We start from the raw sequence: 22,116 nt of genomic DNA on the forward strand, positions 1-22,116 counted from the left end.
GAAAAGGCGCCGCCCGGCTGGACCGGACGGCGCCTTTTCATGTCGGCTTTCGGCGCGGTCCTGGGCGGCTCAGGGCAGGGCGGCAGCCGTCTCGCGCGCTTCGATCCGCAGGTTACCGACGCCGACCGCACCCGATCCGGGGCGGCGCGGGTCCGCCGCGCCAAGCACTTTGCCGCCATCGAGCATGATGACCTGCGCGCTGCCGATCGTGTCGCGCAGCTCGATCTCGTGCCCCAGCGATTGCAGCACGCCCAGCGAATCGGGGTTGAAGCCGGGCTCCAGCTCCAGCGCCGACGGCTTCCAGTTCTGGTGGAGGCGCGGGGCGAAAGTCGCCTCGGCCACGTTCATGTCGTGATCGGCGACATTGAGGACAATCTGCAGCACGGTGTTGATGATCGAGCTGCCTCCGGGGGAGCCGACCACCAGGAAGGGTTTGCCGTCGCGGAAAACGATGGTCGGCGTCATGCTCGACATCATGCGCTTGCCGGGCGCGATCTTGTTCATCTCGCTGTTGGAGAACGTCGCGCCCGGCACGTTGGTGCGGAGCGAGAAGTTCTTGATCTGATTGTCCAGTAGGAACCCCGCGCCCGCCACCAGCGTGCCCGATCCGAAGGAAGAGCCGAGCGTGTAAGTGTTGGAAACGACGTTGCCCTGCCGGTCGACGATGGAAAAGTGGGTCGTGTCGGGGCTTTCATGAGCGAAAGGATCGAAGGGCGAGATCGCTTCGGGCGGGGAGCTTTGCCCGCGCGAAATCTGCTTTGATCGCTCTTCGGCATAGGCTTTGGAAATCAGCACATCGACCGGGTTGTTCACGAAGTCGGGATCGCCCATCGACATGCGCCGATCGGCATAGGCGAGCTTCATCGCTTCGGACAGGATGTGGACGGTGGAGGCGCTGTTGTGCCCCATCGCCTTCAGGTTGAACCCTTCCAGCATGTTCAGCATCTGGAGCAGCGCGACCCCGCCCGAGCTGGCGGGCGGCATGGTGACGACGTTGAGCCCGCGGTAATCGGTCGCGATCGGTTCGCGCAGCTTCGCCTCGTAGGCGGCAAGGTCGCTCATCGCGATCAGCCCGCCCTGCGCCTCCATGTCGGCGACGATCCGTTGTGCAATCTCGCCGCGATAGAAATCGTCCGCGCCGGCAGTGGCGATCCGTTCCAGCGTCCAGGCGAGTTCGGGCTGCTTCAGCGTCTCGCCGTACATGTAGGGGCTGCCGTCGGGCTTGAAGAATGTCGCGATCGCCGCGTCGGAGCTTTCCAGCCGCTTGCGGCCCCAGCGCAGCGCCTCCGACAGATCGCGGGTGACCACGATCCCGTCGCGCGCCAGCTCGACCGCCGGTTGCACGACCTCTTCCCACGGCAGCGATCCCCAGCGTTCGTGCGCCAGTTTCATGCCCGCCACCGTGCCGGGGACGGCGGCGGCCATGTGGCCATAGTCGGCGTTGTCCTCGCGCCGGCCCTTGCGGTCGAGGAACAGCTTCGCTTCCGCCGCGGCGGGGGCAGCGGTGCGATAGTCGATCGCGACCGTGCGGTCCTCCTCCGCCAGATAGACGAGCATGAAGCCGCCACCGCCCAGGTTGCCCGCGCGCGGCAGGGTCACGGCCAGCGCGAAGGCCGTGGCGACCGCGGCATCGACGGCGTTGCCGCCTTGCGCCATGATCTGCGCGCCGATCCGGCTGGACAGCGCGTTCTGGCTGACCACCATCGCCTCGTCGTCGGTCACCGGGTGGTGGATCGTGTCGTAATCGAGCAGCTGCTGCGGCTGCGCGGCAAGCGGTGCCTGCGCGATCGACAGGCAGCACAGGGCCGTGGCCGCAATCGCGGCGGTAAAGCGCTTCATCGGATATCTCCCCTCAGGTCGCGAAAAGCTGGTTCATGTCGCGAAAGGTCTTGAACTCCAGCGCGGTCCCGGCGGGATCGCGGACGAAGAACGTGCCCTGTTCGCCGGGTTTGCCGGCGAAGCGCACGTAAGGTTCGATCACGAATCGAACGTCGCGCTGGCGCAGCCGTTCGGCCAGCGATTCCCACGCGCTCCATTCCAGCACGACGCCGAAATGGAACGCGGGGACCGCGTGGCCATCCACCGGGTTGGTCGGCGCGGCTTCGCCGTGATCGACCAGATGCGCGGTGACCTGATGCCCGAAGAGGTCGAAATCGACCCATCGCGCTGCCTCGCGCCCCACCTTCGCCCCGATCGCATCGACCAGGAACGCGCGCGTCGCGGCGAGGTCGGTGGTCGGGAAGGCGAGGTGGAACGGTTGCATCGCGCAGGCTCCTACTCGGTGGGCAGTGCGTTGTAGGTGTCGCGGTCGATCTCATCCTCCCACACGGCCACTACGGTCGCCACGGCGAGGTCGCCGGTGACATTGGCCACGGTGCGCATCATGTCGAGAATACGGTCGAACGGCAGGATGAAGCCCACGACGATCGCGGTCTGTGCCGCGCTCATCCCGATCACGTTCAGCACGGCCGCCATCAGAAACAGCGAAGCGGAAGGGACCGAGGCCGTGCCGACCGAAACCAGCGTGGTCGTCAGCCCGATCAGCAGGTAATCGAACAGGTCGAGCGGTACGCCGAAAGCCTGCGCCGCGAAGATGGAGATCAGCGCGACGTAAAGCGCCGTGCCGTCCATGTTGATCGTCGCGCCCAGCGGCAGGACGGAGGACGCGACCGGCGGCTTGATCCCCAGGTTGTGCTCCGCCGCCGAAAGGCTGGCGGGCAGGGTGGCCGAGCTGGACGAGGTTGAATAGGCGACCAGCTGCGGTTCGCGCACCCCGCGGTAGAACGGCAGGACCGGCAGGCGGGCGAAGAACTTCACGATCGCCCCGTGCACGATGAGCATGTGCAGGAAACAGCCCAGATAGACTGCGATGGCCAGCAGGAAGACGTTGAGGAACGTCCCCGGCCCAACCGTGCCCATGACCCAGGCGACCAGCGCGAAGACGCCGAAGGGCGCGAATTCCATGACGATGGCGGTCACTTTCAGCATCGTTTCCGATCCCGATTCGAACACCCGTGCCAGCGGTTGTCCGCGTTCGGCGGCCATGATCAGGCCGGCCCCGACCATGATCGCGAAGAAGATCACGGCCAGCACATTGCCTTCGGCAAAGGCGGCGAAGGGATTTTCGGGCACGATGCCCAGAAGGCGGTCGGCCAGCGATCCGGCCTCTTGCAGCGTCGTCGCCTCCGCCCCCGAAAGGTCGATCCCGACACCGGGGCGGAACAGCAGCGCCAGCCCGATCCCGATCACGATCGCGAAGAACGTGGTCCCCAGATAGAGTGCGATCGCCTTGCTTCCGATGGAGCCGAGCCGCTTGGGGTCCTTCATCGCGATCACGCCCGATACCAGCGTGACGAAGACCAGCGGCACGATCAGCATACGGATCATGCGGATGAACAGGTCGCCGATCCACCGGATCTGCTCAGCCGATTCGCCGAGCGCCAGCCCGGCGAGCGCGCCGAGCACGAGCGCGACGAGAATGCGTTTCCACAGGACGATGGCGAACCATCGGCTAGCGAGCGAACGTATCATTTACAGTTTCCTCCCGGGGCGCTGCGCAACAGAACACGACCGGGCAGCGCGCCGGTCGCGCGTGCGTTATCGATTGCCAGCGTTCCGTTGACAAACAGGAAGTTCACTCCCTGTGAAAGAGCCTCCGGTTCGGTATCGGTTAAGCGCCGTGCCGACACTACGCTCAGAACCGCTTGCGGATAGAGCCGTACCAGTAGCGGCCGCGGCTGGAATGGAGCGAGCCGAGGTAGCCGAAGCTGGCATCCGCCAGCGGCGGCGCTTCGTTGGTCACGTTGCGCACACCCAGCCGCAGGCGGGTGTTGTCCAGCGGCCCTTCGTCGAAGGTGTACTGGACATAGAGGTTGGCATAGGCCCAGTCGTCAACGACGAACTGCGTGCCATCGTCCAGCGTCGCCCCGGTGTCGCGGACCGAGCTGACATAGCGGCCGAACACGCCCGCGCCGAAGTTGCCGAGGCGCCAGGTGAACGAGCTGGACAGGCGCCAGCGCGGATTGCCGTTCTGGCGCAGCAGCCCTTCGGCCCCGAACACGGTGAAGCCCTGCGAAATCTCGCCCGCTTCCTGCGCGTCGAGAATAGCCTTGGCTTCGGGCGAGGGGTCCTGGTCGAAACGCAGCAGGTGCGCGGCGTTCACGTTAAGCGAGAAGTCGCCGATGGCGGTATCGTCCAGCTCGTAATGAACGGTGAAGTCGATCCCTTCGATCCGGCGCGGCAGGAGGTTCATGTAGGTATCGAGAACGTGCGCGATTTCACCCACCGGTTCCAGCCCGGTTCCCGCGAAGTTGTCGATGTCTTCCTGCGTCGGAGCCTCGCGGACCACCGCCGGGTTGAACGAACCCTGGGTGCGCAGCAGGTAATCGTAAGCGATCTGGCTGGAATCACCGAAGATGCCGACCACGTCCTTCTGATTGATGCGCCAGTAGTCGACAGTCGCCGTGATCTGGCCGAAGCGGCCATTGGCGATGTTCGGCTGGAGCACCATGCCGAACGTGTAGGAATCGTTGGTTTCCGGCCCCAGCTTGTCGCTGCCTTCGCGCTGGCTGATGACCGACTGCGAACGGCCGCAATCGTCGAACGAGGCGATCCTTCCGGCGCGCAGGTCCGCTTCGCAGCGAACGTAATCGAGCCGGCCGTTGCTCCGTTCCAGCCCGTTTTCGTTGATCTGGACCAGGTTCGGCGCACGGAACCCTTCGGAATAGGACCCGCGGAATTTCAGCCAGGGGAAGACGGTCCAGGCCGCCGCCACCTTGGGCTTCAGGATTTCGCCAACGTCGGAATAGCTTTCGAACCGGGCCGCGGCCTGGATTTCGAACGCTTCGACCAGCGGGATGTCCATGAACGGGCTGATCACAGGGATCGCGAATTCGAGATAGGCGGATGCGACGTCGCGATCGCCGGAAGAATCGGGCGTCGCGCTCGATCCCAGCAGGTCGTTGATGTGCTCTTCGCCCGAAACCGGGTTGGTGAAAGTGATCGTGCCGTCCAGCCGATCGTCGCGGTCGTCCTTGAACGCTTCGTAACGGAACTCCGCACCGAACGCGACGCCGACATCGCCGGCCGGCAGGGCCAGCAGGTCGGGCCGCGAAACGCGCAGATCCCACAGGCCGAGCTGGCTCGTATTGGTGCGATAGGCATCGACCGTGATCGCGTCGATGATCGCCTGATCGTTGGGGGTGCCGTCGCCGTTGGAGAAATCGGCCAGGTTGCCGCCGTTGAAGACGTTATAGGCCATCGGCGTTTCAAGCGCGAGCGACTGCTGCAGCAGCGTGTTGCTGATGCGGTTCGACTTGTCTTCGGTGGTCGCTTCCGACCACAGGATCGCCGATTCCCAGTTCCACCCTTCGACTTCGCCGCGCAGGCCGGTCAGCAGGCGATAGCTGGTGTTCTTGACCTCGATCACTTCCGGCCCGGCATCGACGAAACGATAATCGTTGAGGATCATCGCCACGCCTTCATCGGGGATGTTCAGCCCCGGCAGGCGGTTGGGGTTCGCGCTCCCGTCCGAAAAGGTGGTCGGGCCGAACGGGTTCCAGTAATTGTTCGCCGGCACGATGATGTCGACCGCGTTCAGCGGCGCATCGGCTTCGCGGTAGGTCGTGTAATCGGACAGGTACAGGCCGGCTTCGGCAAAGACTTCCAGCCCGCTGTCGAATTCGTGATTGGCGAACAGGAAGCCGTTGAACCGCTGCGTGTCGCCGACGATCCAGCGATCGTGCGCAGTGTTGTAGCGGTACATGCGATCTTCGTCGTCGATCGAATTCTGGGTGGAATTGTCAGCGCATAGCCCGTTGCCCAGGTCGGCCACGCATCCGGCAATCGTATCGGGCTGAATATGCCAGTAATCGCCGGACGAGGTGATGGCGTTGCCGTTCTGGCGCACCGTCGCGGTGTAATCGTACAGCTGGAATTCGCCGAAGGGGGAATTGGTCGAACGATTGTCGAAATCGGTATCGCCTTCGAACGGCGTGCCTTCGACCAACGGGCGGGTGTCGTAATCGCGCGCATATTCGCGATCGCTGGCCGGCATCCCTTCGCGGTTGAGGTAATTGACGAAAAGCGAGATGTTGGTGCGGCCCTGGTTGAAGGTACGCCCCATCGCCAGTTCGGCATCGAATTCACGCAGCGACGTGCCTTCCGATCCGCCATATTGCACTTCGGCGGTCACACCGTCGAAATTGTCGCGCAGCACGGTGTTGACCACGCCGCCGACTGCGTCGGTGCCGTAGATAGCGGCCGCGCCGTCGCGCAGAACCTCCAGCCGGCGAATGCCGCTGACCGGAATGGCATTGGCGTTGACCGAAGTGACGGGGACGAGGTTTTCGGTCTGGTAGCCGGGATGGAGGACCATGCGCCGGCCATTGAGCAGAACCAGCGTGTTGCCAGTGCCAAGCGAGCGCAGGTTGATCGACGCGACATCGCCGCGCGCATCGTTGATCCCGCCGGTCGTGCGCTGTTCGTTGAAGCCGACGTCGCCCGACTGCGGAATGGCGCGGAACAGTTCGTCGCCGGACGATGCGCCGATCGCGTCGATGCTGTCGGCATCGAGCACGGTCACCGGGAGGGTGTCGGTGATCTTCGATCCCTTGATCTGCGTTCCGACGACGACAATTTCCGCCGTATCCTCTTCCGCTGTTTCCTGCGGTTCGGCCACGCCAATCGGTGCCGGTTGCGCGAGTGCGGACGATGCGAGCCCTGCGGTGCCGGCCATGAAGAATGCGCGCATGAGAATGCGCCGTGAGCGTGTCATCAACTTCCCTCCCCTTGGAAGATTGAGTGGCTGAGCGGCCAGATGGCCTGTGTCACTTTTGTGGCACCGGCGGCGCTGCAAACACAAGGACCCGCGCGCGACAAACACTTCGCATCGCCATAGCCTGCGGTTATGCGCGTAATTCGGGCTTCGCTGTCAGGATCGCTTCGACGGTGTCGAGAAATGCCGTCAGCAGGCCCGCCTCCGCGTTCTCGCCCAGGTAGTAGGCGGAAACCGGCGCGACGACCGGTTTGCGAAACGGATAGAATCCGATTTCGTCGCCGGGCATGCTGCGCGCCGTGAATTCATCCACCACGGTCAGGCCGACGCCGCGCTGCACCAGCGCGAGCGCGACGTAGTATGTGCGTGCCGTAACGATTTCGCGCGGCGCGATGCCCAGCCGATCGATCTCGTCGACCAGCACCGCGCCCGAAGGGCCGCTGTCGCGCAGGCCGATGAAATCGCGCCCGTCGAGATCCTCGATATCCACCAGCCCGTCGGCGGGGACGAAGTCGGTCTTGCGCGCGGCGACCAGCAGTTCGATCTCCCCCACCTGGCGCACGGCGAGGCGCGACTTGGCCGCGCTGCCATAACCGATGGCGAGGTCGAATTCGCGTTCGTGGAGCGAGGTAGCGATGTCGCGCGAATGCAGCGTGTCGAGTTCGAAGCTGACATCGGAATGCTGGTCGCGCAGTCGGGCGATCGCTTCGGGTATCACCCCGAAGCCGAGCGAAGGCAGCAGCCCCAGCTTGATGTGGCCGCCCCGGCGTGCACCGATGTTCTTCGCCGTCTGGCGCAGAGAGCGGACCTGGCGATAGACTTCGTCGACGTCGCCGAACAGCTCGTGCGCCGCATCGGTCGGCTCCAGCCGCCCCTTGTGCCGGCGGAACAGCGGATAGCCGAGCTGATCCTCCGCATGGCGCAGAACCTTGCTGACCGAAGGCTGGGAAACGTTGAGCTCCTGCGCCGCACCGGTGACCGATCCGGTCCGGTACACGGCATAGAACACTTCGATATGACGCAATCGCATCGCCCCCCTCTATCGGGCAATCCGGTGCGCAGCAATGCGGTCGGGAAGTTAGTGGATAGTGGCAAACTGGCTGGGGTGGCAGGATTCGAACCTGCGCATGCCGGTACCAAAAACCGGTGCCTTACCGCTTGGCTACACCCCAGCAGGCGCGGGCTCCTATAGCGTAGCCCGCGCCGATGTGAAGGGGGCACTGCCGGTCGTCGCGGACCGTCAGATCGCCTTGCCTGCAAAATCATCCGCCGAATGGCGTTCGCGTAGCTGTTCGTCGTCTTCGCCCCATGTTCTGTTGACGATTCGTCCGCGGCGCACCGCCGGGCGCTGGGCGATCTGGTTCACCCAGCGTTCGACATGCTCGTATTCGTGGATCGAAAGGAACTTGCGCGCCTCGCCATAAATGCCGCCCTGCACGAAGGGGGCGAACCAGGGGAAAGTGGCAATGTCGGCCACGGTATAATCTGCGCCGCCCAGGTACTCGCTTTCAGCCAGACGCTGGTTGGCGACGTCGAACAGGCGCTTGGTTTCCATCGCGTAGCGGTTGATCGGGTATTCGTACTTTTCCGGCGCATAGGCGTAGAAATGGCCGAAGCCGCCGCCGACGAAAGGCGCGCTGCCGACTTGCCAGAACAGCCAGCTCAGCACTTCGGCGCGGCCGCTGCCGGCGGGCAGGAAGGCGCCGAACTTTTCCGCCAGGTGCATCAGGATCGCGCCGCTTTCGAACACGCGCACCGGTTCCGGCCCGCTGCGGTCGAGCAGGGCGGGGATCTTGGAATTGGGATTGATGTCGACGAAACCGCTGGCGAACTGGTCACCGTCGGAAATGCCGATGTACCACGCGTCGTACTCGGCCGCGTGGCCCGCCTCCAGCAGTTCCTCGAACATGATCCCGGCCTTCACCCCGTTGGGCGTGGCGGAGGAATAGAGCTGGAAAGGATGCTCGCCGACCGGCAGGTCGCGCTGCTCGCGCGCGCCGGCGGTGGGGCGATTGATGGCGGCGAATTTGCCGCCGCTTTCGGTGTTGGTCCAGATTTCGGGCGGCGTGTAGGTCGGATCGGCCAAAGTGGGTCTCCTGATATCTCACTGCGGCATAAGGTGGTGGTGGTTCTTTTTCGGACAAGCGGAACCGCGCGTGTAATTGCGGAGTTTGGCCTTCGCATGACGAAGCTGATCTATGTCGACGATGACCTTCCGGGCATTTCGCGCAAGCGCGCAGGGCGCGGCTGGGCCTATTACGATCCGAAGGGCAAGCTGATCCGCGACGCGGACGAGCGCGCCCGGCTGAACGCGATCGCCCTGCCGCCGGCCTATCGTGAGGCATGGTTCTGCCCCGCGCCCAATGGCCATATCCTGGCCACCGGGGTCGATGCGCGCGGGTGCAAGCAATACCGTTATCACCCCGAATTTCGCGCCGCGCGCGAAAGCGAGAAGTTCGACGGGTGCCTGCCGTTTGGCGGCCTGCTGCCGCTGGTCCGCAAGCGGGTGGAAAGCGACCTTTCGGCACGCACGCTGACCCGCGAGCGAGCGATCGCCAGCGTGGTGCGCCTGCTGGATCTGGGCGCGGTGCGGATCGGGAACGAAGGATATGCGCGCGACAATCGCAGTTACGGCGCAACCACCCTGCGCCAGCGCCACGCCGAAGTGACCGGCAAGACGCTGCGCCTGCGCTACAAGGCGAAGGGGGGCAAGCTGCGCGAAGTCGCGTTGACCGACGGCAGCCTGGCGCGCGTTGTCCGCCGGATGCAGGACCTGCCGGGGCAGAACGTGTTCAAGTACGTGGACGACGCAGGCGACCTCCACACGGTCGGATCGCACGACGTCAACGAATACTTGTGCGACACGATGGGCGAGCGCTTCACCGCCAAAAATTTCCGCACCTGGCACGCCAGCGTTCTGGCCTTCCAGCTTCTCGCCGAAGCGGAGGAAACGCTGACGATCAAGGCCGTGCTGGATGTCGTCGCGGGGCGGCTGGGCAATACCCCTGCAGTGACCCGCCGGTCCTACGTCCATCCGGCGGTGATCGATCTGGTGGGCCGGCAGGGCGCGTGGCGCGAGACGCTGCGTCTGCCGCGCGGCACCCAGTGGCTGACGCGCGAGGAGCGCGGACTGATCGCCCTGCTGGAAGATGCGCCCTGCGCGCAGGAGCTGCTGGCGGCATGAGCGAGACCGAAACGCTCGACCCGATCCTGCCGCCCGACCTGGCGCGCAATGCGCGCGCCGTGCTCGATCTTGCCTGTGATCGCGAGATGCCGCTGATCACGGCGGAAAGCTGCACCGGCGGGCTGCTGTCCGCATTGCTGACCGATGTGCCGGGGCGCAGCCACATTTTCGAGCGTGGCTTCGTCGTCTATTCGGACGATGCGAAGTGCGATCTGTTGGCGGTCGATCGCGCGCAGATCGAGCGGTGCGGCGCGGTCAGTCGCGAAGTGGCCGTGGCGATGGCGCGCGGGGCGCTGCAACGCTCCGGCCACGGGATAGGCGTCGCGATCACCGGCTTCGCCGGGCCGGGCGGGGAGGGCGACGAGGAAGGGCTGGTCCACTTCGCCTGCGGCCCGTTCAATGGCGAGATTGCCCACCGCGAGGAGCACTTCGGCGCCATCGGGCGCGACGGTGTGCGCATCGCGGCGCTTGCAGTCGCGCTGGACATGATGGACAACGCGCTCCGCGCATGACCGAAAACACCGATCACCCCTTCTTCGACCGACGCACGCATGGCTTCGTGCGCGTCGCCACCGCCACCCCGCGCGTCCGCACGGCCGACGTGTCCGGGAACGTGGAAGGCATCCTTGCCGAATGGCGCAAGGGGCATGGCGCGGGGGCGGACGTTGTCCTCTATCCCGAGCTGTGCCTGTCGTCCTACGCCCTTGACGACCTGCACCTGCAATCGGCGCTGCTTGAGGCAGTGGAACGCGGGATTGCCGACTTGATCGAGGCGAGCCGCGAGCTGTCGCCGGTGGCCGTGATCGGCGCGCCGCTGCGGCGCAACGGGCGGATCTACAATTGCGCGCTCGCCATCGCCGGCGGGCGCCTGCTGGGCGTTGTGCCCAAGAGCTTCCTGCCCAATTACCGCGAGTTTTATGAAAAGCGCTGGTTCGCCCACGGCCGCAATTGCGTGGGCCTGGCGATCGACGTGAACGGCCAAAGCGTACCCTTCGGCACCGATTTGCTGTTCGAAGCGCCCGAGAGGCCGGGCTTCTGTTTCGCGATGGAAATCTGCGAAGATCTTTGGGCGCCCGATCCACCATCGACACGGGCCGCGCTGGCGGGGGCGACGATCGTTCTCAACCTGTCCGCTTCCAACATTACCATCGGCAAGTCCGACGAACGGCACATGTTGTGCCGGATGCAGTCGAGCCGCGCGGTCTGCGCCTACGCCTATTCAGCCGCGGGCCACGGGGAAAGCACGACCGACCTCGCTTGGGACGGGCAGGGCATGGTCTACGAGTTGGGCGATCTTTTGGTCGAAAGCTCCCGCTTCGATCTCGAACCCGAACTGTGTCTGGCCGATGTCGATACGCGCCGCGTGCTGGGCGACCGGATGCGGATGCAGACCTTCGGCGACGCGGCGGAGGCTGCCGGACGGCCGGAGGACATGGTGCGCCGGATCCGCTTCGACGCACCGGCCACACCCGCGCCCGACGATCGCCTGCTGCGCCCGATCCGCCGGTTCCCCTTCGTCCCCAACCGCGCGCACAAGCTGGATGAGGATTGTTTCGAAGCGTTCAACATCCAGGTCGATGCCCTGCTGCGCCGGTTCCGGGCGACCAACGGCAAGCACATGATCCTGGGCGTTTCGGGCGGGCTCGATTCGACCCATGCCCTGCTGGTCGCGGCCAAGGTCTGCGACCGGCTGGGCCTGCCGCGCACCACCATTCGCGGATATACGATGCCCGGTTTCGGCACATCCGACAGCACGAAGTCCAACGCCTGGAAACTGATGAAGGCGACGGGCATCACGGCAGAAGAAATCGACATCAGGCCCGCCGCCACCCGAATGCTGGAGGATATCGGCCACGCGTTCGCCGATGGCGAACCGGTTTACGACACCACGTTCGAGAACGTGCAGGCCGGGCTGCGCACCGATTATCTGTTCCGTCTGGCCGGACAGCATTCGGGCTTCGTGCTGGGAACGGGCGACCTGTCCGAACTGGCGCTGGGCTGGTGCACTTATGGCGTTGGCGACCAGATGAGCCACTATGCGGTCAATTCCGGCGTTCCCAAGACGCTGATCCAGTATCTGATCCGCTGGGCCACCCGGACCGACCAGTTCGACCCGGAAACCGATGCCGTGCTGGAGGCGATCGTCGATACCGAGATCAGCCCCGAACTCGTGCCGGCGGGCGAAGATGGCGAGATCCAGAGCACCGAAAGCACGATCGGTCCTTACGAGCTGAACGATTTCTTCCTCCACCACACGATCCGCTGGGGCCAGTCACCCAGCCACGTCGCCTTCCTGGCCTGGCATGCCTGGCGCGACGCGAAGCTGGGGCTGTGGCCGGCCGAGTTCCCCGAAGCGGCGAAGAACGAATACGATCTGGCGACGATCGCCCACTGGCTGGAACGGTTCCTCCAGCGGTTCTTCGCCTTCAGCCAGTTCAAGCGCAGCGCGCTGCCCAATGGCCCGAAAGTCAGCCCCGGCGGTGCGTTAAGCCCGCGCGGCGACTGGCGCGCACCCAGCGATGCCGTCGCCGGGCCGTGGCTGGAGGAACTGCGGCGTAATCTGCCGCCGGCTCTCTGAGGGATGCCCGTTCGCGCGATTGCCATACTCGTCCTGTGCAATGTGATTTGGGCGTTGAACGTCGTGGTCAGCAAGATCGCGGTCGATCAGCTCGGCGCGCCGCCGCTCGCCTATGCCTTTGCGCGCTCGGCGCTGGTGATGATCGTCCTCCTTCCCCTGCTGCGCCCCCTGCCGACCGGACTGGGGCGGATCATGCTGGTCGGGCTGGCGATCAGCGGCGGATCGTTCGCGCTCCTGTTCATGGGGCTGGAAACCGCCAGCCCTTCTTCCGCCGGTGTGGTCAGCCTGTCGGGCGCGCCGATGACGGTGCTGTTCGCGATCCTGTTTCTGGGGGAACGGGTGCGCTGGCGGCGCGGGCTGGGCATTGCGCTGGCCTTTGGCGGGGTCTTGCTATCGGTCATGTCCGACAGGGCGCTGGAGGCTGGGCCGGGCCTGATGCTGGTCTTCGCCTCCGCAGCCGTCGGCGCATTGGGCTCTGTTTTCGTCAAGCGGATCGATATTTCTTCCATCCGCCTTCAGGCATGGGCGGCGGTCGCTTCCAGCGTCGTCCTGCTGCCGTTGTCACTGACGATCGAGAGCAATCAGGTTGCGGCTTTCGCGCAGGAGCCGCTGCTGCTGGCCGGGTGCGTCGTTTTTGCCGGGCTGGTCGTGTCGGTCGGCGCGCACACGGCCTATTTCCGCATTCTGCAGGCGAACGATGCCAACGCCGTGGTCCCGATGACGCTGCTGACGCCGCTGTTCACAATTGCCCTGGGCGCCTGGCTGACGGGCGATCCGGTCGGTTACCGCCTGCTGCTGGGCGGGGCGATTGCGATTGCCGGGGTGGCGATCATCCTGGTTCGTCCGAGCGCCACCTTCACCAAGCGGTTCCTGGTGCGCAGCCGGCTGTAGCGGCGCGATTGCTCGCTTAGGATAGCTGCGTCATCCAGTCGTACGTATCGGCGACGCGACCGCGCTGAATGCCGACCAGCTTGTCGCGCAGCTTGGTGGTCAGCTGACCCGGCCCGCCGCTGCCGATGGTGAATTCGCCATCGCGCCCGGCGACCGTGCCGACCGGGGTGACGACTGCAGCGGTGCCGCAGGCCATCGTTTCGACCAGCCTGCCGCTGTTCGCATCGTCGCGCCACTGATCGATCGAATAAGGTTCTTCACGCACGGTCAACCCTTCTTCGCGCAGCAGGCGGATCAGGCTGTCGCGGGTGATGCCGGGCAGGATCGTGCCGGTCAGCGGGGGAGTAACGACGGTGCCATCGTCGAACACGAAGAACAGGTTCATCCCGCCCAGTTCCTCGATCCATTTCTTTTCGACTGCATCGAGGAACACGACCTGATCGCAGCCCTTTTCGATCGCTTCGGCCTGGGGCACCAGGCTGGCGGCATAGTTGCCCCCGGTCTTCGCCGCGCCGGTGCCGCCGGGCGCGGCGCGGGCGTAATCGCTGCTGACCCAGATCTTCACCGCAGGCGCGCCCGACTTGAAATAATTGCCCGCCGGGCTGGCGATCACGAGGTATTTGTACTGCCGCGCCGGGCGCACCCCAAGGAACGCCTCGCTCGCGAACATGAAGGGGCGCAGGTACAGCGATCCACCCTCGATCGTGGGGAACCAGTCCTGGTCCACGGCGATCAGGCGACGGATCGATTCGATGAACAATTCTTCCGGCAATTGCGGCATTGCCATGCGTTCGGCGCTGGCGTTGAAGCGGCGCGCGTTCGCCTCGGGCCGGAACAGCGCAATGCCGCCGTCTTCCTGGCGGTAGGCCTTCATACCTTCGAAGATTTCCTGCGCGTAATGCAGCACCGCCGCTGCCGGGTCGAGCGTGATCGGTTCGCGGGGGCACACTCTCGCCGAATGCCAGCCATCCCCTTCGGAACCGATCCGATCAGCATCGTAATCGATCACGATCATGTGGTCGGTGAACAGCGTGCCGAAACCCGGGTTGGCAAGCGCCTCGTCGCGCGTGGCGGACGGGACGGGGGCGGCGTGGGGGATGTGTTCGAAATCCATGCGCGCCGGTTAATGCGCGGCAGCGCGCAGGGCAAGTCCATCCTCTTGGCATGGACGCACGCGGGCGGATGGCCGGGCGAAGTCCTGCCCATAAATGAGAAGGGCAGCTCCGCCCGTCGGGGAACTGCCCTTCGCATGGTCAGCGGCCGATAGCGCCGCTCACTTAGCCTCTATCGCTGTCTGGTCAGCGATAGTGCCTCGTGCGGAAACGTACCGACCTCCCTGCTGAACCATGAGACATCGGATCACCTCCTTTCGCGCTATGAAAGCCAACCCCGCGTCTCACCGCGGAGTGAGTGCCGCGTTCGCCGCCGGCCTCGAGCGTCAATTTGAGTCACTGGACTCGCGAAAACAAGCCTTGAAAAAAACTTATCCCACGTCAGAATTGGTCGCTGTGGCTCGCGAGATTTCGCGAGCCATTTTTGTTGGGTTTCGTGGGCGGGGTTACAGGCAATCTTCGATCACGCGCGTCATTTCCGGCCATGCGGGAATGTAGAGCGTGGGGAGGCTGGGCGTTTCGACCGCGAACCGCCCTTTCGAAAACGCCATCGCCGCCAGCAGCGGATCGTTCGCCGGCAGGGTCGCGGCGATCGTCGGCAACTCGCGGCCCGCGATACTGGCGGAAAGGGTCCGCTGGCGCGTTTCGGTGCGAATGTGCATCGTCGCCTCGCCGCCCGCGGAACCCGCCCGGGTCAGGGTGATTGCACGCTGGGCCGGGTTACAGGTGAGCGCGAAAGCCGCCTCGCTGCTGGCGGGACCAAAGACGGCTTGAGATCTGCCGTCGGTCGTCCGCAGGTGCCAGTCGCCCGGTGTCGCGGGGGCATCCATCCAGTTTTCGTAAACCGGTTGCGCGACCGGGGGCGGCGTAGGGGCGGGCGAAGGTGCGGGTGATGGCGGCACCGGGGTGGGCTCCGGCGCAGGCTGGACGCAGCCCGCCAGCGTGAGGCAGGCGGCGAAGGCGATGGCACGGTTACGGGTCAAGCGAATCTCCAAGGTTTCTCAACCCGACAATGATCGCTAACCGCGTTCGGGTCCATGCCTGCCAAGCAACGCCTCGATCAACTCCTTGTCGCGCGCGGCCTCGCCGAAAGCCGCACGCGTGCGCAAGCGCTGGTGATGGCGGGGCTGGTTTTTTCCGGTGAGACGAAGATGGCCAAGCCGGGCCAGCAACTGCGCGAAGATGCCCCGCTAGACGTGCGCGGGCGCGATCATCCGTGGGTTTCGCGCGGGGGGATCAAGCTGGCGCACGCGATCGACCATTTCGCGCTCGACCCTGCTGGCGCGGTGGCGATGGATGTCGGCAGTTCTACCGGCGGCTTCACCGATGTCCTTTTGTCGAAGGGCGCGGAACATGTCTTCGCGATCGACAGCGGGACGAACCAGCTCGCATGGAAGCTGCGGCAGGACCCGCGCGTTACCGTGCTGGAACAGACGAGCGCGCGCATTCTTACTGCCGCGCAGATCGATCGACCCTGCGGCTGGATCGTTTGCGACGCGTCCTTCATTTCGCTGGCCAAGGTGCTGGAAAGACCGATGGAACTGGCCGCACCGCAATGCCGGCTGGTCGCGCTGATCAAGCCGCAGTTCGAGGTAGGGCGCGAGGAAGTGGGGAAAGGCGGCGTGGTGCGCGATCCGGCGCTGCATGCGCGCGTTTGCGACGAAGTGCGCGAGTGGCTGGCCGATGCGGGCTGGATGGTGGGAGGGATCGTCGAAAGTCCGATCACCGGCCCGGAAGGCAATGTGGAATTCCTCGTTTCGGCCACGCGCGGCTGAATCGCGGCCATCCCGGGGCGGCACAGTTCGTGCGCGCGTGCTTGCGCGGGGCCGGGGCTGCCGTCAGTATCGCCGCCGTTGATTCGACCGGGTCACGGTATTTTCGGGGGAAATAGATGACCGCTCTCGCTTCGCGCGGACAATTGCGCGCCAGCTTCATCCGCTGGGCGCTTTTCGCGGTGCCGGTCTGCCTCCTGCTCGGTGTTTTGCCCGGACGGATATGGACTGCCGACAGCGAATGGTTCCGCGCGCTTGCCAAGCCCGGGATATTCCCCGAACCGATGTGGTTCGGCATCGTCTGGACCCTTCTTTTCGTGCTGATGGGCCTCGCACTGGCTCTGATACTCAGCGCCTGGGGCGCGCGTGGACGTAGCGCGGCGATCGCCGTGTTTGCAGTGCAGTTCGTAGTCAACCTGGCCTGGACGCCGGCTTTCTTCGGTGCCCATCAGATGACTGCCGCGCTCGGCATTCTCTTGGCGCTGGACGTGCTCGTCGTCGTGACGATCGTGCTGTTCTGGCGCGTGCGCCGGCTGGCCGGGGTGCTCCTGCTGCCCTATCTCGCCTGGATTCTGTTCGCGACTGCGCTCAATTACGAATTTCTGCGGATGAACCCTGCGGCTGACGGGGCCAGTGGTGGCAGCGGTGCGGTGGAACGGATCGCCATCTGATCGCCCGCCAGGCGGCCGCTTGGGGCTGGACAATAAAACGCCGCAGGCCCATCTGGAGGCCATGCAGAGCCAGAACCCGATGATCGCCGATTTCGTCAAGCTGCTGAACGGCGCGGCAGGCACTTTCGCCGGCATGACCCGTGAAGCGCGCGAGAGTGCACGCGAACGGGTCAAGGAAGCGATGGGCGGAATGGATTTCGTCAGCCGCGAGGAATTCGATGCGGTGAAGGAAATGGCCGCCCGTGCTCGCGAGGAGAACGAGGCGCTGGCCGACCGCATCGCCGCGCTGGAAGCGCGCATCGGCGGCGGCTGACGGATACTGCGCCAACGCGGGAGTGCGCGTTGCAACTGAATGCCACTGCCATTGTCGTCGCCGCGCGTGCGCACGGGGAAACGGCGGTCATCGTGCGGGCCATGACCGAAGAGCATGGCCTTGTGGCCGGCTACGTAGCGGGCGGACGAGGGCGTACGTTGCGGCCGGTGGTCATCCCCGGCAATGTGGTGGCAATCGACCTGCGCGCGCGGTCTGAAAGCCAGTTGCCGTTTGCCCGCCTCGAACTGGTTGAAAGCCGCGGGCCCTGGTTGGGTGAGCCCTTGCCCGCCGCGGCGATAGGCTGGGTCACCGCGCTGACCGCAACCGCTCTGCCGGAGCGCAACGCCTATCCCAATCTTTACAATGCACTCTCGGCGGTTCTCGATGCGATTTGTCATGCCCCCTCGGCGCGCGGCTGGCTTCAGGGCCTGGTCGCTTACGAAGCGCTGCTGCTGCGCGAGCTGGGATATGGCGGTGCGCCGCCGCGCGCCGAAGCGGGGCTTGAGCCGCTGCTGGAAATCTTTGCCGCGCACGGGCCCCTGCTCGAACGCTACCTGCTTGCCGACCGGCGGGGCGATGTTATGTCCGCGCGGACTATGCTGCGCGAGCGATTGGGGCGAATGAGAACATGAAGATTGCGGTATTTCCCGGCGACGGGATCGGGCCCGAGGTTACGCACGAGGCGGTCCGCGTGCTTCAGGCGCTCGACTTGCCCGGCCTGACCCTGTTCGAAGGCGACGTAGGCGGCATCGCCTATCGCCGCCACGGCCACCCGCTGCCGCCCGAAACGCTGGAAATGGCGCGCGCCGCCGATGCGGTGCTGTTTGGCGCAGTCGGCGATCCGTCGTGCGACGGGCTGGAGCGGCACTTGCGGCCCGAGCAGGCGATCCTGGGCTTGCGGGCCGAACTGGGCCTGTTCGCCAATCTGCGCCCAGCCACGACCTTTCCCGGCCTCGAAGGCATGTCGGCGCTGCGGCCCGAGATCGCGGCCGCGATCGACCTGCTGATCGTGCGCGAGCTGAACGGCGATGTCTATTTCGGCGACAAGGGCACCCGCACGCTCGACGATGGGCAGCGGCAGGGCTGGGACATGATGGCCTATGCCGAAGGCGAAGTGCGCCGGATCGCCCATCTCGCCTTCCGTGCGGCGCAGGGGCGCAAGAGGCGGCTGGTCAGCGTGGACAAGGCCAATGTCCTCGAAACCAGCCAGCTGTGGCGCGACGTGGTGAACGAGCTCGCGCCCGAATATCCCGGCGTGACGCTGGAGCACATGTATGTCGACAACGCGGCGATGCAGCTGGTGCGCGAGCCGGGGCGGTTCGACGTGATCGTTACCGGCAACCTGTTCGGCGATATCCTGTCCGATCAGGCGAGCATGTGCGTGGGTTCGATCGGGCTTCTCGCCAGTGCCTCGCTCGGCGAGCGGGAGACTGCATTCGGCACCTTCGGCCTTTACGAGCCGATCCATGGCAGCGCCCCCGACATTGCCGGGCAGGGGCGGGCGAACCCGATGGCAACGATCCTTTCCGCGGCCATGATGCTGCGCCATTCCTTCGGCCGCGAAGCCGATGCCGCGCGGATCGAGAGCGCGGTGGCGCGCGCGCTGGCCGACGGGGTGCGCGGGGGCGACCTGGGCGGGGAGGCCGGGACCGCCGCAATCGGCGATGCGGTGCTGGAGCGCCTTTGACCCTGCGCCTCGCCATCGTCCTGCCGACGCTCGACGAACGCGAGAACATCGCGCCGCTGCTGGCGCGGATCGAACAGGCGCTGGGGCCGCAGGGCTGGGAAGCGATCGTGGTCGACGATGCGAGCGCTGACGGCACTGCCGACGAGGCGCGCCGCATCGCCCGCGCCGATCCGCGCGTGCGGGTGATCGAACGGATCGGCCGCCGGGGGCTGTCCTCCGCCGCGATCGAGGGAATCTGCGCGACCGCCGCGCCCTTCGTGGCGGTGATGGATGCCGACCATCAGCATGACCCCGCGATTCTGCCGGAAATGCTCGCCGCGCTCGAAACCGGCGAATGCGATGTGGCGGTGGCCAGTCGCTATGTCGCAGGGGCCAGCAACGCGGGGCTCGCCAGCGCGCGGCGTGAACGCGGCTCGCGTCTGGCGGTGCGGCTGGCCCGGCGGCTGGCTGGTGTGGACCTCAGCGATCCCATGAGCGGTTATTTCGCGATTCGCGCGGAAATTGGCCGAACGCTCGCCCCGCGCATGTCGCAGATTGGCTTCAAGGTGCTGCTCGACCTGCTGGCCAGCGCGCCGGAACCGCTGCGCGTGCGCGAATTCCCGCTGCAATTCGCACAGCGACGCAGCGGCGCCAGCAAGCTGGACCGGGCGGTCGTGTTCGACTTCCTCGTCGGTCTTTATGACAAAACCTTCGGCAGAGTGGTTCCGACCCGATTCGCACTGTTCGGCACGGTCGGTGGGCTGGGCGTCGTGGTGCACCTCGCCGTGCTTGCACTGCTGTTTCGTGCCGGGGATGTCGCATTCGTTCCGGCGCAGGCCCTGGCGACATTCGCGGCGATGACGTTCAACTTCTGGCTCAATAACTGGTTGACCTATCGTGACCGCCGGCTGCGCGGGGGGCGGGCGCTGCTGCGGGGCTGGGCAGGGTTCTGCGCCGCCTGTTCGGTGGGGGCGGTCGCCAACGTCGCGGTTGCCGGCTTGCTCAAGGGATACGGCCTGTACTGGCTGCTGGCAGCAGCAGCGGGCATTCTGGTGGGGGCAGTATGGAATTACGCCCTGTCGAGCCGCTTCGTCTGGAAGCGGCGCTGATGCACTAGCGCCAGCCGTAAAGCCAGGTCCACGCAGTGAAACTCTGTTCGCCCGCGAGCGGCGCGGCGCTGAGAATCGGGTAGAACCAGGCGAACAGCGCTCCGCTGGCGATAAGGGCGCCGACGGCCAGCTTCCGCCGCCCGCACTGCCATAGAGCGTCGAGCGCCATCGCCAGCGCAGCGAGCAGGAAACAGCTTGGCAGAAAATAGTGATAATAGAACTGGATCGGCTTGTTCACGACGATCCAGAAACCCAGGCTTACCGCGAAAAGAACGACTATCGCCATTGCCGCGCGGTCGCCGGTGATGGCCCGCCATGCGGCCCAGACCATCGCGGGCAGGCCCAGCAGCATCGTCAGCGGATTACCGATCAGGACGATACCGCGATGCGACCCCTCTATGGGACCGTAAAGGTACCATATTGCACGCAAATTGAAGATCCAGTCGGTCCAGCGGGACTGATAGGGGTGGGGCTCCACCACACTTTCCTGCAGCGCGATGATTTCGCGGTGCAGTGCGATGAACCCGTTTGCGGGCAGCGGGCTCTGGGCGAAGAAATAGGCCGGAAGGAACGTAAGCCAGTACACCGCCAGCGGCACCAGGCCCAGCCAGAGAGCCGCCTCCACCAACGAGACGCCGGGGACCGGGATACCTCTGCGACTGGTGAAAAGGCGCCTCCGCCCTGCGGCAAACCGTGCGACGAGGAAGGCCAGGCCCGGTAACATGGCGATCGGCACGGCGTTCCATTTCGCCGCCATCGACAGGCCCAGCGCCACCCCGGCGAACGCGAGGCGCAAGCGTCCCGTTTCCGGCTCGCGCACCGCGGCGGCGCATTGCCACAGGGCCAGCGCGATAAAGGCGACGAAGAACACGTCGAGCATTGCGATGCGGCTGTGCACGAACAACACGAAACCGCTGGCGAGCAGGACCGCGTAGGAAACCGCGGCGAAACGGGAAAGAGTGCTGAACCAGATCGCCCGCGTGAAAGCGAACAGCGCGAGTGCGCCCGCCAGCGCCGGCATAATCCGCCAGCCCCACGCATTGTCGCCCAGGAGTGCGATGCCGAGGCCGATCAGTTCCTTGCCCAGCAGCGGGTGTTCGCGATTAAGGTACTCGCTGCCTTCGATCAGCGCACGGGCTGCGGGGAGATAGTGGATTTCGTCGAAGTAAGGCTCAGTCGGAACGGCGAGCCGAATCAGGCACATGCCGAAGAATGCGATGGCGATCGCGGCGCTCCATCCGATGGGATCCCGCGGATGGTCGTGCGCCTGGCTCATCGGCACGATCGATAGTGGGTGTCCCACGCTGGGGCAAGTGCGCCGCCATGCGTGTTTACACTTATGCCGACCGCGGAAATAGTGTATGCAAAATTTACAATAAAAAGACATGGGCTCGCGTGATTCGCGAGCGGGCAGGAGGTCGCATTGAGCTGGGCGGGGCGTGAGGGATTCGGAGGATTGGGTAGATGGCTCGTAACTGGGCATGTGCGTTGTTCGGCCACAAAGTCTGGCGGAAGCGTGTTCGGCGCGAAGGCAGGACTTTTGTCGGCCGTTGCCGTCGTTGCGGAATCCTGATGGTGCGCGCCGATGACGGCTGGCGTCCGGGGGCGCCAGCGGACATCGATCCATCCTTCGATGCGAAGCCCGCTCCGGTCCCAATCCGGGAGTCAAGCCATGAGTCGTGCGTTTGACGCGACGAGTGGTGTTACACCTTTTAACACTGGGGTTGGCGTCGGCGGAACTTTCTGCTTAGGCTCTTCGTTGATCTAGGTGACATACACCAAGAAAACGGAAGGGTCTGTATTTATGAAGCTTCGTAATATCTTTTTTGCAACCGCAGCGGCCACGCTCGCAGCGGCTCCTATCGCTGCTCAGGCTGAAACGGCTGCGCGCGTTTCGGAACCCGTTGCCGGTGCTTCCGAACTGGGCGGCGATGGTGAAGGCATTGGTGCCGGCCTGATCGTTGCGGCGATTGCGGCCATCGGCATGATCGTTCTGATCGTCAGCGACGACGACGATGATGAAGATCCGGTCAGCGCCTAAGACC

At 65.3% G+C, this 22,116-nt stretch carries 20 protein-coding genes and 1 tRNA gene; 11 read left to right on the forward strand and 10 right to left on the reverse strand.

All coding sequences use genetic code 11. The features are described 5' to 3' along the window. Positions 1–69: 69 nt before the first annotated feature. From ggt to yghU, 7 genes are all read right to left on the reverse strand, one after another. A complete protein-coding gene (gene ggt / locus AM2010_RS02345; protein WP_047805706.1) occupies positions 70–1,839 on the reverse strand; it encodes a gamma-glutamyltransferase in 1,770 nt (589 codons plus the stop codon). Positions 1,840–1,852: 13 nt separating this feature from the next. Continuing rightward, positions 1,853–2,263, reverse strand: a complete 411-nt coding sequence (locus tag AM2010_RS02350) for a VOC family protein (RefSeq protein ID WP_047805707.1) — start codon at positions 2,261–2,263, stop codon at positions 1,853–1,855. Positions 2,264–2,274: 11 nt separating this feature from the next. Next, positions 2,275–3,531, reverse strand: coding sequence for a dicarboxylate/amino acid:cation symporter (locus AM2010_RS02355; protein WP_047805708.1), 1,257 nt, complete (start codon positions 3,529–3,531; stop codon positions 2,275–2,277). Between the two features lie 163 nt (positions 3,532–3,694). Beyond that, on the reverse strand, positions 3,695–6,775 hold the full coding sequence (locus tag AM2010_RS02360) for a TonB-dependent receptor domain-containing protein (protein WP_082132778.1): 3,081 nt from the start codon (positions 6,773–6,775) through the stop codon (positions 3,695–3,697). A 130-nt stretch (positions 6,776–6,905) separates the two neighbouring features. Continuing rightward, positions 6,906–7,805, reverse strand: coding sequence for a LysR family transcriptional regulator (locus AM2010_RS02365; RefSeq protein ID WP_047805709.1), 900 nt, complete (start codon positions 7,803–7,805; stop codon positions 6,906–6,908). A gap of 67 nt (positions 7,806–7,872) precedes the next feature. Continuing rightward, positions 7,873–7,947 (reverse strand) — tRNA-Gln (locus AM2010_RS02370). A 68-nt stretch (positions 7,948–8,015) separates the two neighbouring features. Next, a complete protein-coding gene (gene yghU / locus AM2010_RS02375) occupies positions 8,016–8,861 on the reverse strand; it encodes a glutathione-dependent disulfide-bond oxidoreductase (RefSeq protein WP_047805710.1) in 846 nt (281 codons plus the stop codon). A gap of 96 nt (positions 8,862–8,957) precedes the next feature. Here yghU and AM2010_RS02380 point away from each other — a divergent pair, with 96 nt between their 5' ends. From AM2010_RS02380 to AM2010_RS02395, 4 genes are read left to right on the forward strand one after another with little or no spacing between them, the layout of a single operon-like run. Then, a complete protein-coding gene (locus AM2010_RS02380; RefSeq protein ID WP_047805711.1) occupies positions 8,958–9,959 on the forward strand; it encodes a DNA topoisomerase IB in 1,002 nt (333 codons plus the stop codon). After that, positions 9,956–10,471 carry a CinA family protein gene (locus AM2010_RS02385; protein ID WP_047805712.1) on the forward strand — a complete coding sequence of 172 codons (516 nt, stop codon included), beginning with the start codon at positions 9,956–9,958 and terminating at the stop codon, positions 10,469–10,471. Before AM2010_RS02380 ends, AM2010_RS02385 begins: the two co-directional genes overlap by 4 nt. Continuing rightward, positions 10,468–12,537: an NAD(+) synthase gene (locus tag AM2010_RS02390; RefSeq protein ID WP_047805713.1), complete on the forward strand. Its 2,070-nt coding sequence runs from the start codon at positions 10,468–10,470 to the stop codon at positions 12,535–12,537. Before AM2010_RS02385 ends, AM2010_RS02390 begins: the two co-directional genes overlap by 4 nt. Before the next feature lie 3 nt (positions 12,538–12,540). Beyond that, a complete protein-coding gene (locus tag AM2010_RS02395) occupies positions 12,541–13,428 on the forward strand; it encodes a DMT family transporter (protein WP_047805714.1) in 888 nt (295 codons plus the stop codon). A 16-nt stretch (positions 13,429–13,444) separates the two neighbouring features. On the opposite strand, the gene AM2010_RS02400 is transcribed toward AM2010_RS02395, so the two are convergent. Together AM2010_RS02400 and AM2010_RS02405 are read right to left on the reverse strand one after the other, a co-directional pair. Next, positions 13,445–14,542 (reverse strand): branched-chain amino acid aminotransferase, encoded by a 1,098-nt coding sequence (locus tag AM2010_RS02400; protein WP_047805715.1) that lies wholly within the window; start codon positions 14,540–14,542, stop codon positions 13,445–13,447. A 444-nt stretch (positions 14,543–14,986) separates the two neighbouring features. Beyond that, complete coding sequence (locus AM2010_RS02405; RefSeq protein WP_150115216.1) at positions 14,987–15,523, reverse strand: hypothetical protein; 537 nt, start codon at positions 15,521–15,523, stop codon at positions 14,987–14,989. 54 nt (positions 15,524–15,577) lie between these two features. Here AM2010_RS02405 and AM2010_RS02410 point away from each other — a divergent pair, with 54 nt between their 5' ends. The 6 genes from AM2010_RS02410 to AM2010_RS02435 all read left to right on the forward strand — a co-directional run bounded on the left by AM2010_RS02410 (position 15,578) and on the right by AM2010_RS02435 (position 20,071). Next, the gene (locus AM2010_RS02410; RefSeq protein ID WP_047805716.1) at positions 15,578–16,315 is read left to right on the forward strand and encodes a TlyA family RNA methyltransferase; all 738 of its coding nucleotides are present in this window, start codon (positions 15,578–15,580) and stop codon (positions 16,313–16,315) included. A 116-nt stretch (positions 16,316–16,431) separates the two neighbouring features. Continuing rightward, the gene (locus AM2010_RS02415; RefSeq protein WP_047805717.1) at positions 16,432–16,983 is read left to right on the forward strand and encodes a TspO/MBR family protein; all 552 of its coding nucleotides are present in this window, start codon (positions 16,432–16,434) and stop codon (positions 16,981–16,983) included. A gap of 61 nt (positions 16,984–17,044) precedes the next feature. After that, complete coding sequence (locus AM2010_RS02420; RefSeq protein WP_047807630.1) at positions 17,045–17,296, forward strand: accessory factor UbiK family protein; 252 nt, start codon at positions 17,045–17,047, stop codon at positions 17,294–17,296. A gap of 29 nt (positions 17,297–17,325) precedes the next feature. Next, complete coding sequence (recO, locus tag AM2010_RS02425) at positions 17,326–17,928, forward strand: DNA repair protein RecO (RefSeq protein WP_047805718.1); 603 nt, start codon at positions 17,326–17,328, stop codon at positions 17,926–17,928. Then, positions 17,925–18,983, forward strand: coding sequence for a 3-isopropylmalate dehydrogenase (leuB, locus tag AM2010_RS02430; RefSeq protein ID WP_047805719.1), 1,059 nt, complete (start codon positions 17,925–17,927; stop codon positions 18,981–18,983). Before recO ends, leuB begins: the two co-directional genes overlap by 4 nt. Continuing rightward, the gene (locus AM2010_RS02435) at positions 18,980–20,071 is read left to right on the forward strand and encodes a glycosyltransferase family 2 protein (RefSeq protein WP_047805720.1); all 1,092 of its coding nucleotides are present in this window, start codon (positions 18,980–18,982) and stop codon (positions 20,069–20,071) included. The genes leuB and AM2010_RS02435 overlap by 4 nt, the downstream gene beginning before the upstream one ends. 4 nt (positions 20,072–20,075) lie before the next feature. Here AM2010_RS02435 and AM2010_RS02440 read toward each other — a convergent pair whose 3' ends face one another. After that, on the reverse strand, positions 20,076–21,374 hold the full coding sequence (locus AM2010_RS02440) for a phospholipid carrier-dependent glycosyltransferase (protein ID WP_236699389.1): 1,299 nt from the start codon (positions 21,372–21,374) through the stop codon (positions 20,076–20,078). Positions 21,375–21,875: 501 nt separating this feature from the next. Between AM2010_RS02440 and AM2010_RS02445 the strand changes: the two genes are divergently transcribed. After that, on the forward strand, positions 21,876–22,112 hold the full coding sequence (locus AM2010_RS02445) for a hypothetical protein (protein ID WP_047805722.1): 237 nt from the start codon (positions 21,876–21,878) through the stop codon (positions 22,110–22,112). The last annotated feature ends 4 nt before the right edge of the window (positions 22,113–22,116 follow it).

Origin of the sequence: Pelagerythrobacter marensis (genome assembly GCF_001028625.1) — a bacterium.
In the GTDB taxonomy this organism is placed as follows: Bacteria; Pseudomonadota; Alphaproteobacteria; order Sphingomonadales; family Sphingomonadaceae; genus Pelagerythrobacter; species Pelagerythrobacter marensis.